Here is a 12,140-nt window from a genome sequence, read left to right on the forward strand (position 1 = left end):
CGGGTACCATGAACGCGTTCGCCGCCAGATAAAACGTGCGGCATGTATTCAAACTACGGAGATCTGGATGGCACGCATTCGCGATATTTCGCTCACTTTGATCGCGCTGGGGGCGGCCGCGACGGCAGCATCGGCCGCTACGCCGGCAGCCGCGCCGACATTGGCGAGCTGCGAAGGTCCGCACGCGATCCCGCTCGGCCAGCCGAACAGTTTCGACGCGCGCGGCGTATGGCTGGACCGCAAACGCATCAAATGGCCCGGTGTCGCCACGGACGGCCAGTTCAAGCTGTACTACTCTTCGAGCGCCGCCATCAACGCGCAGCAAGGCGCGAAAGTTGCCGGCGCCGATGGCGCGCTGACGCTGGATGTCGTCCCCGCCGCGCCCTCGCCCGACACCGCGCCTGCGCAAGGCGCAATGGCCGCAGCGGCAGACCGCTTCCGCTATCTGGGCGACGGCGCCACGCTGTCGGTCCGCGCGGCGGACGCGCAGGCGCTGCCATCCCTTCTGAGCAGCCAGCTCGTGCTGGTCCAGGAAAACAGCGACGGCACCGTGCGCGACGCCACGACCGTGCAGGCTACGGGCATCCTGGACGACCTCTACGCCAGCGCGGAGGGCGCCACCGATCTTGGGGCAAGCCAGGGCCGCGCAGGCACCAGCTTCAAACTCTGGGCGCCAACGGCGCAGCGCGTAGCCGTCTGCACCTTCGACACCGGCAAAAGCAAGGCCAGACAGATCACGCCAATGAAGCTGGATGCAAAGACCGGCATCTGGTCCACGTCGGCACGCGCCGGCAGATACTACAAATACGTGGTGGACGTCATCGCACCGAAAGCAGGCCTGGTGCGCAACTTGGTCACCGACCCCTACTCGGTCAGCCTGAACACCGACTCCGCCCGCAGCTACATCGCCGACCTGCAAGACCCGCGCCTCGCCCCAACCGGCTGGAAGAATGACGCCACGCCGCAGACAGTAAAGGCCCTGCCGGACATGTCGATCTACGAGCTGCACGTGCGCGACTTCTCGATCAATGACCTGAGCGTAAGCCGTGTGAATCGCGGCAAATACACCGCCTTTGGCGAAACCGGCTCGAACGGCATGAAGCACCTGACCGCCCTCGCGCGCGCCGGCATGACCGACGTGCACCTGCTGCCCGTCTACGACATCGGCAGCGTGCCCGAGAAAGGCTGCGCCGTACCCCATCCCAGCGGCGCGCCGGACAGCGACAAGCAGCAGGCCACCGTCGCGCAAACGCACCTGACCGACTGCTACAACTGGGGCTACGACCCCTGGCATTACAGCGCGCCGGAAGGCAGCTACAGCACCGATCCGGAAGACGGCGCCCGCCGCATCATCGAGTTCCGAGAAATGGTGATGGCCCTGCACAAGGCCGGCCTGCGCGTAGGCATGGACGTGGTCTACAACCACACCTACCGCGGCGGCCAAGACGAGCGCTCGGTGCTGGACCGCATCGTGCCCGGCTACTACCACCGCCTGAACCTGAAGGGCGAGACCGAGCAGTCGACCTGCTGCTTCAATACGGCCACCGAGAACCGCATGATGGCCAAGCTGATGACCGACTCGACCGAACTGTGGACGAAGCATTACCACATCGACTCTTTCCGCTTCGACCTGATGGGCCACCAGCCCCGCGCGGCGATGGAGGCGCTGCAGGCGCGCGTGGACAAGGCCGCAGGGCGCCACATCCAGCTGATCGGCGAGGGCTGGAACTTCGGCGAGGTTGCGGACGGCGCGCGCTTCGTGCAGGCGTCGCAGCTGTCCCTGAATGGCAGCGGCATCGGCACCTTCAGCGACCGGGGACGCGATGCGATCCGCGGCGGCGGCGCGGGCGATTCGGGGCAGCAGATGATTGCGCAGCAGGGCTATATCAACGGACTATCCTATGATCCGAACGCGGGTGCGCCGCTGCGTCCAATCGCGGATTTGCTGTCGGCGGCAGACATGGTGCGGGTAGGCCTAGCGGGCACGATCCGCAGCTATCCGATGATGACCTACACGGGCGAAACGCGTGCGCTGCAGGATATCGTCTATGGCGGCAACCAGCCGGCCGGTTATGCCAGCCAGCCGGGCGAAGCGGTCAACTACGTGGAGAATCACGATAACCAGACGCTTTACGATATCAATGCCTTCAAGCTGCCGGTGGCGACGACCACCGCCGACCGCGCGCGCGTGCAGATGCTGGCTGCGGCGCTGAATGCGTTCAGCCAGGGCGTGGCTTACTACCACGCGGGCTTCGACATCCTGCGCTCGAAGTCCCTCGATCGCAACAGCTTCGAGTCGGGCGACTGGTTCAATCGCCTGGACTGGACGTATCGCGACAACTACTTCGGCGTCGGCCTGCCGCCGGCTGCGGATAATGGCAAGGACTATGCGCTTATCAAGCCTTTGCTGGGCAACGCGGCGCTGAAGCCGTCGCCGGCCGATATCGCGTTTGCGCGCGATGTGTTCCGCGATTTGCTGCGTATCCGGGCGAGTTCCACGCTGTTCCGTCTGCGTACGGCGGAGGATGTGCGGCAGCGGCTGCGGTTCTTCAATGTGGGGCCGTCGCAGGTGCCGACGGTTGTGGCGGCGACCATTGATGGCGCGGGGTACGATGGCGCGGGGTTCCGGTCAGTGACTTACCTGATTAACGTGGACAAGGTGGCGCAGACTGTGGCCGGCGAGGCGGGGAAGGCGTATCGAATGCATCCGGTGCATGCCAATGGCGCGGACAAGCGCGCTGCCGAGGCGCGCTATGATGCCGCTACCGGACGCTTTACCGTGCCCGCCCGCACTGCAGTCGTTTTCGTCGAATAAAACCCACGGCATAAAACAGGTGTCTGCCACGATGTGGCAGACACCAGGTTCACGCCTCTGGTTTTAGGGATGCGCCGCCGGCGCGAGAAGGATGGTGGAGGCTTTGCCGGAAGTTTGCACGGCGCCGCCTTTGACCACATAGCGGTCGCCGGAATAGAAATCGCGCAGCTTAGTCCCATCCGCGAACACGCCACGCACGGTGATTGGCAGCGGCGCGCCAGTGGGCACGTCAAGGGCAACGACGACTTTGTCCGTTCCGAGCACGCGCTTGAAGGTATAAGGCGCATCGGCCAGCTTCTCGTGCACACCGGCACCTACCGCCAGATGCGCCTGGCGGAACAGCCCCAGTTTGCTCCAGTGCGCGCGCACATCCGCCACACGGTAGCCATCGCGCTGGGCGTTCGACGCCAGATCATCCCAGTTCATGAACGAGCGCAGCTTCGCGTCGCCCACGGCTTCGGACACGTCCAGCCGGCGCGCGGTCTCGTCGCCGTAATAAATCTGCGCCGCGCCCGGCGCGAGCAGCAACTTGTTGGCTGTCTCGAAGGGCTTGGCGCGGGCGGCATCGAAAGGATTGCCATCGTCGTGGGAATCCATATAGTTCAGCACCGAGTGGCCCTTCAGCGGACCTGCCAGCTGCGCGGAATACTTGCTGAACAGCGCCTCATACGGCTGCTTCGCATCGCTGGGCAGACCGAAATTGATCAGGCTATCGAAGCCGTTGTCGTAGAAATCGGCCATCGCACCGCCGCCCATGTCGAACTGGCGTCCGTGAGCGATATTGTAGTTGTACACTTCGGCCGTCATATAGAACTTGCCGTCGCCAAGGACCTTCTTCGGATTGGCGCGCTTCCACTCATCGTGAGCCGCAACGGCCACTTTGCGCAATTCCTTCCATACGCCGGGTTCCGTGTGCTTGACGGTGTCGCCGCGGAAGCCATCGACGCCGTATTTGCGTATCCAGTCCGCATGCCACTTCATCAGGTAGTAGCGCGGCGCGCGCGGATAGCCGGTGCGGGCGAAGAATTCGTCCAGCTCCTTTATTTCGCGCTCGTAGCGGCCTTCGGCCTTCCATTTCGCGGCCAGCGCTTCAGGTAGGGCCACCGGCGCATTGCTGTCCGTGCGCACGTCCGGCAGGTTCTTCACCAGCGTGCAGCTGACGGTGGTCGGCACATCCTTGTACTGGCACTGCGGCTCGGTGCGCACCCAGTCTGCAGGCCAAACGGGATCGGCTTCGGTCACAGGCCCGGTATGGTTCATCACCACATCCAGCAGCACGCGGATGCCGCGCGCGTGGGCCGTTTCAACGAAATCACGAAAATCCTGTTCGGTACCGAGGTTGGCGTCCACCGCCGTCCAGTCGCGCGCCCAGTAGCCGTGGAAGCCGTAGGACTTGCCGGTGCCTTCGTCCGTGCCTGCGTGGATTTGCTCCACGGGCGGCGTGAGCCAGATGGCGTTGACGCCCAGGTCATCGAAGTAGCCCGACTTGACCTTGGCCGTCAGACTTTTCAGGTCGCCGCCCATGAAGCCGCGCAGCGGCGCCGCATCGGCCTTGCGGCCGTAGGCCAGGTCATTGGCCTTGTCGCCGTTCGCAAAGCGGTCGGTCAACAGGAAGTAAACGGTCGCGTTCTCCCACATGAATGGCTTGGGCGGCGCTGCCTGCGCGGTGCTCGCGGCCAGCAGGACGGACAGTGCTATCGATGTGAGCTTCATGCGACTCCTTTTTAGTTGATTATGTAATGACGGTCGGATTGCTCCGGCCAGTGTTCATGGCGATATTGGCCATGCTGTCTGCAATCGCAATCAGGCCGGCCAGCGCCTGTTGCGTCGGAATCTTGTGCTGTTCCGGATCGGGTTCATAGCGCTCCAGGTACACGCGCAGCGTAGCGCCCTCCGTGCCTGTGCCGGACAGTCGGTACACGATGCGCGAGCCGTCCGTCATCATGATGCGCACGCCCTGCTGGCTGGCATGGGAGCCATCCACCGGGTCCGTGTATTCGAAATCGTCGGCGGCGGCGATCGTGTAGTGATTCAGTTCATTGCCCGGCAACGCAGGCAGCTTGACGCGCAAGTCCTGCATCAGCAGCTTGGCCGCTTCCGTTTCGATGCCCTCGTAGTCGTGGCGCGAGTAGTAATTGCGGCCAAAGCGCGCCCAATGCGCGCTCACGATTTCTTCGACAGACTTGCCGCTGGCGGCCAGCAGGTTAAGCCAGAACAGCACGGCCCACACGCCATCCTTTTCGCGGATATGGTCCGAGCCGGTACCGTAGCTCTCCTCGCCGCACAGGGTCGCGCGGCCGGCGTCCAGCAGTGTGCCGAAATACTTCCAGCCGGTGGGGTGTTTCGTAGCACTGGATGCCCAGCGCTTCGGCCACGCGGTCCGCGGCGCGCGAGGTGGGCATGGACCGGGCGATGCCTTTCAGGCCCGCGCGGTAGCCCGGCGCCACCTGGGCGTTCGCGGCCAGCACGGCCAGGCTGTCGGACGGCGTGACGTCGAATTTGCGGCCGAGGATCATGTTGCGGTCGCCGTCGCCATCCGATGCGGCGCCGAAATCGGGCGCATCCGGTGCGGCCATGATGTCGATTAGCTGCGCGGCGTTGACGGGGTTCGGGTCCGGGTGCTCGCCGCCGAAATCCTCGCGCGGCACGCCATTGATCACCGTGCCGGCGGGCGCGCCCAGCATGCCTTCGATGATGGCTTTCGCATAAGGACCGGAAACGGCGTGCATGCCGTCGAAGCGCATCGTGAAGCCACTCGCGAACAGCTTGCGGATTGCATCGAAGTCGAACAGGCGGGACATCAGCTCGGCATAGTCGGCCACCGGGTCGATGATTTCCACGGCCATGTTCTCGATGCGCGTCGTGCCGACGGCGTCGATGGCTATGTCCGGCAGGTCGCTGATGCGGTAGCGCGAGATGACCGTGCTGCGTTCGTAGATGGCTTCCGTCAGCTGCTCGGGTGCGGGGCCGCCGTTGCCGGCGTTGTATTTCACGCCGAAGTCGCCGTCCGGGCCGCCGGGGTTGTGACTGGCGGAGAGGATGATGCCGCCGAAAGCGCCGTGCTTGCGGATCACGCAGCTGGCGGCCGGCGTGGACAGGATGCCGCCCTGCCCCAGCAACACGCGCGCGAAGCCGTTGGCAGCGGCCATTTTCAGGATGGTCTGGATGGCGGCGCGGTTGTGGTAACGGCCGTCGCCGCCCAACACCAGGGTTTTCCCGCTGGTGTCGCCCAGGGTGTCGAACACGCTCTGGATGAAGTTTTCGAGGTAGGTGTGCTGCTGGAAGACCGCGACTTTCTTGCGCAGTCCGGAGGTCCCCGGACGCTGGCCGGGGATCGGGGTCGTTGCTACGGTCTGGATGGCCATGTTCGCTTGCTCCTACGGGTTTCGATCAACCAACAGTTTGCCGCGAACTGCGACGCAGAGGCGCGCGGATGGGTGGCGCATACACGGCGGATCAATGATCCGCCCTACAGCCCCGTTGGGGCCTGGGACGCGTCGTAGGGCGGATCATTGATCCGCCGTTCATGCTCAGCCGGCGGGCTGCGCAGAATCCTTCACGAAGAGCGTCAACACACCCGCCACCACCATGCACGCCCCGCCCAGCGCCAGCGTATTCACCGTATGCCCGCCCAGGAAATGCTTGGTCACGAAGCCCAGCACCAGGCCGGAAAGAATCTGCGGAATCACGATGAAGTAATTGAACACGCCCATGAAATAGCCCATGCGTTTGGCAGGCAGTGCGCCGGCCAGGATCGCGTAGGGCATGGTGAGGATGCTGGCCCAGGCGATGCCGACGCCGATCATCGGCACCATCAGCATATTCTTATCGTGGATCATGAACATGCTGGCCAGGCTCACGCCACCGATCACCAGGCAGCTCATGTGAACGACCCTGCGGCTGGTCGCGCGTGCAAACACCGGCAGGATGAAGGCCGCCAGCGCGGAAACGCCGCTGTACACCGCGAACAGGATGCCGACCCAGTTGCCGGCCTGCTGGAAGGCGCTGGACTGCGCATCGGTGGTACCGAAGACATTGTCCGCCACGGCCGGCGTGGTATAGATCCACATCGCGAACAGGGCGATCCAGGTGAAGAACTGCACGAAGGCCAGTTGCACCATGGTGGACGGCATGTGGACGAAGCCGCCGAACACTTCCTTGATCGAGTGGGCGAAGCCGCGCTTCACGGCGCGCTCCATGCGGAATTGTTCGATGTCTTCCGGCGGCAGTTCGTCGGCGGTCAGCACGGTCCACAGAACGGACAGGAAGAAAGCCGCGCCGCCTGCATAGAAGGAGTAGCGCACGGAGTCCGGAATGGCGCCGTTGACGGCTTCATTGCTCACATGGAGGATGTCCGTGAACAGCGTTGGCAGCAGCGAGGCGATCACCGCACCGCAGCCGATGAAGAAAGTCTGCATCGCGTAGCCGGCCGTCTGCTGCGAAGGATCGAGCTTGTCACCGACAAAGGCGCGGAAGGGCTCCATGGACACATTGATGGACGCATCCATCATCCAAAGCACGGACACGGCCATCCAGATGGCCGCGGAATTGGGCATCAGGAACAGCGCGATCGCAGCCAGCACTGCGCCAATGAAGAAGAAGGGACGGCGGCGGCCCCACTTCGGGTGCCAGGTGTTGTCGCTCAGGTAGCCGATGATGGGCTGCACCAGCAGGCCGGTCACCGGCGCGGCAAGCCAGAACAGGGGCAGTTCATCCGGCGTGGCGCCCAGTGTCGCGAAAATGCGGCTGGTATTCGTATTCTGCAGCGCGAAACCGAACTGGATCCCGAAAAAGCCGAAGCTCATGTTCCAGAGCTGCCAGAAAGACAGCCTGGGTTTGGTAATGGCGGCGTGCATCTGCATCAGCTGTCCCGAGTATTTTGAGTAAATTTGTAGCAAAATAACATGGCTATTTCGGGCTGTCAATCACGGTTTAGCCCGAAAATCGCCGGTTTGCGACGGTTTTTGTAGTCAGGCTACAGAATAACCACCAGTTTGGCCTGCATTGCGCTACGCGCCGGGAGCGACGCCTCCATTCGCCCTTTCGCCCAGGTGAAAGCCAACGGTTTACCATCCAGGGTGACCGTGCGTGGGCGGGCCACCACATTGTGGACGACCAGCTTGTAGCCGCGCGCTTGCGCCTGGACCGCCTTGCCGGTTTCCGTGGCGATGGCGATCTCGAAACCTTTGGCGTCAGCCGCGCCATTGAAGCGCACCAGCTGATACTTGCCCTGCTCGTAGGCGTTGGCCGTGGCGCCGTCATCGTCATACAGCTTGCCGCTGGTCGCGCCGGCCAGCGGATCGTAGTAATAGTGCAGGTCGATCTGCTGCGTGCTGTAGTCGCGCGTGGTCTGTACCACCTTTGCCATCGGCACGAAGGCGCCGGCGCGGACGAAGACCGGGATGTGGTCGGGCACCGTGGACACCACTTCGGTGATGGCGCCGCGATGGCGCTTGTCCGTGTAGAAGTCGAACCACACGCTGCCCTTGTTCGGGAAGTAGACTTCCTTGCGCGCGGCGCCCGGCTCGGTGATCGGCGCGACCAGGAAACTGTCGCCCCACAGGTAAGTGGACGACAGGCCCGCGCCTTCGGCATCCTCGAACAGGATGGGGCGCATCAGCGGGATGCCGGTCTGGCTGTTTTCGAAAGCGGCCGTATAGTTATACGGCAGCATGGCGTAGCGCAGGCGAATCGCATCCCGCGCCAGCGCCTTGGTGCGCGGTTCGCGGAACACCGCTTCGGCCGGCACTTCTTCCTGCGCGTGCGGACGGAATACCGGCTGGAACACGCCGTACTGCAGCCAGCGCACATAGAGTTCATCGTCCAGCACCGGCGAGGCGAAGCCGCCCAGGTCCGAGTGCATATAGGCCAGGCCCTGCATGCCCATTTGCAGCGCGATCTCCATTTGCGACTGCAGTCCGCCCCAGCTGCGCGACACATCGCCCGACCACGGGATCAGGCCGAAACGCTGCGAGCCCGAATAACCGGCGCGCATCAGGATGAAGGGACGCTCCTGCGGGAATTCCTTCGCATAGCCTTCAGCGATCAGGCGCGCCCAGTCATGGCCGTAGATGTTGTGGACCTGGTCGGCGGAGCCGGTTCCGTGCTGCAGCGCACTCGGATGCACTTCCGGCTCGCCCAGGTCGCCCCACCAGCCGGTCACGCCATCCGCCTTCAGGCTCTTGTAGATATTCCAGAACCATTCGCGGCCTTCCGGGCGGTACAGGTCGATGAGGCCCGTGTTCCCGAAGAAGAAGTCATAGGTGTAGGGTTTGCCGTCGCGCGTGGTGGCCAGCGCCTTCGCATTCACTGCGTCCTGCCAACGGCTGGAGGTCGTCAGCACGAAGGGTTCGGTGATGACCACGGTCTTCACGCCCTTCTTTGCCAGGTCGGCGGTCATGCCGCGCGGGTTGGGGAAGCTATCCTTGTCCCAGGCCAGGTTGCCCATCGTGCCTTTCACTTCCTTGCCGAACCAGTAGAGGTCCAGCACCACGGCATCGACGGGGATCTTCTCTTCGATGAATTTGTCCACCACGGCGCGGGTTTCGGCTTCCGTGTGATAGCCGAAGCGGCTGGCGAAGTTTCCGAAGGCCCAGCGCGGCGGCAGCGGCTGACGGCCGGTCAGGCTGGTGTAGCCGGCCATGATGTCTTCCCATTTGTCGCCTGCCACTACCTGATAGGTCTTGCGGCCGCCGATGGTTTCGTAGCTCAGCGTGCCGTCCTTTCTGCTGTCGAAGTCCAGGTAGCCGATCTGCGGATTATCGAAGTGCAGCGCGTACTTTTTCGACGACAGCGCCATCGGGATCGTGAAGTTCATCAGCTCGGAGCGGTTGCCATAGCCGTAGTTCGCCTTGTTATACAACTGGAAGCGGTTGCCGCGGCGATTCATGCCGACCGCACGGGCGCCGGCGCCGTACAGGGCTTCGTCGCCGTCCAGCGCGAATTCGATGGTCTCGTTGCCGGCGCCGCGGATATAGCCGCGCTTTTCAGCGACCAGGGGCTGGCCCTTGTAGATATAGCTGATGCGGAAAGGCTGCTTCTCGACGTGAACGGTGATGCCGGGCGTCGCAAAGTCAAGCGAGACGCCGCGGTCAGACAGTGTGGCGTTGAGCGCGGTCGCGGCAGCCGGTGCCAGCACCACGGCATGCGAAGCCGGATCGAAGCGCTCGCCGTTCGGAATGAAGGTGGTTTCCACCACGGTGGCCGAGTATGGCTTGATCAGGTATTTGCCGTCGCTGACGGTGATTTCCAGCGTGTTCTGGTTGCGCGTGGCGGACACGAAATGCCGGTCCGCATTCTGCGCCAGTGCGGCCTGGCTGGCCAGTGCCAAAAGGGCGAACTTGAAGTATTTCATAGAAGACGTGAGTGTTATATTAGCGTGCAGTTTTACACATGAGGAGATTGAATTGTTCAAAACGATGACCAAGAAACCGCTGGTGCTGGCCACCGCGCTGGCCTTGTCCGCCGGCGCAGTCCACGCTGCCGAAGCCCCCAAGAAGGGCAAGGCCACCGCGGCGGATGCGCATAAATTCATCCAGGCGACTGAAGAGAAATTCGACAAACTGGGCATGGACACCAACCGCGCCGAATGGGTCGCGGCCAATTTCATTACCGACGACACGGAAGCGCTGTCCGCCTACTTTGGCGAGCTGACGCTGGATGCCGCAGGCAAGGCCGCGCTGGAAGCGCGCCACTACAATGGCCTGAAGCTTTCCGAAGACGATGCGCGCAAGCTGAAGCTGCTGCAGCTGACGCTGATGCTGTCCGATCCGAAAGAGCGCGCCGAATACTCGTCGAAGAAGGCTGCACTGCAGGGCGCCTATGGCAAGGCCAAATACTGCCCGACGGACGGCCGTCCCTGCATGCCGCTGGGCGAACTGGAAAAAGTGCTGGCCACCAGCCGCGATCCGAAGCAGCTGCTGGACGCATGGAACGGCTGGCACAGCCAGTCGCCGGCCTACAAGAAGATGTATGGCGATTATGTTGATCTGTCCAACAAGGGCGCGCGCGAAATGGGCTATGCCGATACCGGCGCGCTGTGGCGCTCGCAGTACGACATGACGCCCGAGCAGTTCGCGGCCGAAATGGAGCGCCTGTGGCAGCAGGTGAAGCCGCTGTACGACTCGCTGCATGAATACGCGCGCTACAAGCTGCGCGAAGCCTACGGTCCTGACGTCGTGCCGCTGACCGGCCCGATCCCGGCCCACCTGTTCGGCAATATGTGGAGCCAGACCTGGGACAATATCTATCCTCTGCTGATGCCAACGTCCGGCGCCAGCAAGTTCGACCTGACCAAGGTGCTGGAAGACCGCAAGACCTCGGCCAAGGACATGGTGCAGTACGGCGAGCGTTTCTACACCTCGCTGGGCATGCAGAAGCTGCCGGATACTTTCTGGCAGCGCTCCCTGCTGACCAAGCCGCAGGACCGCGACGTGGTCTGCCACGCTTCCGCATGGCAGCTGGACGGCAAGGATGATGTGCGCATCAAGATGTGCATCCGTCCGACCACCGAAGAATTCACCGTGATCCACCATGAGCTGGGCCATATCTATTACGACCTGGCGTACAAGAACCAGTCCAACCTGTTCCGCACCGGCGCCAACGACGGCTTCCACGAAGCGATCGGCGACACCATTGCGCTCTCCATCACCCCGGACTACCTGAAGAAGGTCGGCCTGATGGACCAGGAACCCGATGCCAACGCGGACATCGGCAACCTGCTGCAGCGCGCGCTGGCCAAGGTGGCTTTCCTGCCCTTCGGCTACTCGGTGGACAAATGGCGCTGGGATGTCTATTCCGGCAAGACCAAGCCGGCGGATTACGACAAGAGCTGGTGGCAGCTGCGCGAGCAGTACATGGGCGTGAAGCGCCCGCTGCCGATGCAGGCTGACGGTTTCGACGCCGGCGCCAAGTACCACGTTGCGGCCGACGTGCCGTACGCGCGCTACTTCCTGGCCCACCTGCTGCAGTTCCAGTTCCATCGCGCACTGTGCCGCGAAGCGGGCTACACGGGTCCTCTGCATAAGTGCTCCATCTACGGCAGCGAAAAAGCGGGCAAGAAGCTGCAGGCCATGCTGTCCATGGGGACTTCCAAGCCGTGGCCGGAAGAGCTGAAGGCCGTCAGCGGTGAAGACAGGATCGACGGCAATGCGCTGATCGAGTACTTTGCGCCCCTGAAAACGTGGCTGGATGAGCAGAACAAGCAGCTCGCCGCCAAGGCCAAATAAAACCAACTGCGTAACCCTGGTGTCTGCCACGATGTGGCAGACACCTGCTCATAAGCCGCCGGCCGTCATATAAGCCTGCGGCCCAAAACGGGTGGCTA

The 12,140-nt window shown here is 63.2% G+C and carries 5 protein-coding genes and 1 pseudogene; 2 read left to right on the top strand and 4 right to left on the bottom strand.

The genetic code is table 11. From position 1 onward, the window contains the following. The first annotated feature begins 67 nt into the window (after positions 1-67). On the top strand, positions 68-2,815 hold the full coding sequence (locus ACHMW6_RS28375; protein ID WP_395401966.1) for an alpha-1,6-glucosidase domain-containing protein: 2,748 nt from the start codon (positions 68-70) through the stop codon (positions 2,813-2,815). A 63-nt stretch (positions 2,816-2,878) separates the two neighbouring features. Here the strand turns inward: ACHMW6_RS28375 and ACHMW6_RS28380 are convergent, their stop codons facing one another. The 4 genes and pseudogenes from ACHMW6_RS28380 to ACHMW6_RS28395 form a co-directional block, all read right to left on the bottom strand. Next, positions 2,879-4,528: an alpha-amylase family glycosyl hydrolase gene (locus tag ACHMW6_RS28380; protein ID WP_395401968.1), complete on the bottom strand. Its 1,650-nt coding sequence runs from the start codon at positions 4,526-4,528 to the stop codon at positions 2,879-2,881. A 19-nt stretch (positions 4,529-4,547) separates the two neighbouring features. Next, a pseudogene (locus ACHMW6_RS28385) lies at positions 4,548-6,180 on the bottom strand (alpha-D-glucose phosphate-specific phosphoglucomutase). A 165-nt stretch (positions 6,181-6,345) separates the two neighbouring features. Continuing rightward, positions 6,346-7,671: an MFS transporter gene (locus ACHMW6_RS28390; protein ID WP_395408733.1), complete on the bottom strand. Its 1,326-nt coding sequence runs from the start codon at positions 7,669-7,671 to the stop codon at positions 6,346-6,348. A gap of 119 nt (positions 7,672-7,790) precedes the next feature. Then, positions 7,791-10,169, bottom strand: a complete 2,379-nt coding sequence (locus ACHMW6_RS28395; RefSeq protein ID WP_395401970.1) for a TIM-barrel domain-containing protein — start codon at positions 10,167-10,169, stop codon at positions 7,791-7,793. Positions 10,170-10,221: 52 nt separating this feature from the next. Here ACHMW6_RS28395 and ACHMW6_RS28400 point away from each other — a divergent pair, with 52 nt between their 5' ends. Beyond that, entirely contained in the window at positions 10,222-12,042 is a 1,821-nt protein-coding gene (locus ACHMW6_RS28400; protein WP_395401972.1) for a M2 family metallopeptidase, read from the top strand. Positions 12,043-12,140: the final 98 nt, after the last annotated feature.

Origin of the sequence: Pseudoduganella sp. UC29_106, from assembly GCF_044055365.1 — a bacterium.
Classification (GTDB): domain Bacteria; phylum Pseudomonadota; class Gammaproteobacteria; order Burkholderiales; family Burkholderiaceae_D; genus Rugamonas.

Coding starts and splice junctions, on each gene's coding strand:
- ACHMW6_RS28390 (WP_395408733.1), bottom strand. CDS start 7,671: ATGCACGCCGCCATTACCAAACCCAGGCTGTCTTTCTGGCAGCTCTGG.
- ACHMW6_RS28375 (WP_395401966.1), top strand. CDS start 68: ATGGCACGCATTCGCGATATTTCGCTCACTTTGATCGCGCTGGGGGCG.
- ACHMW6_RS28395 (WP_395401970.1), bottom strand. CDS start 10,169: ATGAAATACTTCAAGTTCGCCCTTTTGGCACTGGCCAGCCAGGCCGCA.
- ACHMW6_RS28380 (WP_395401968.1), bottom strand. CDS start 4,528: ATGAAGCTCACATCGATAGCACTGTCCGTCCTGCTGGCCGCGAGCACC.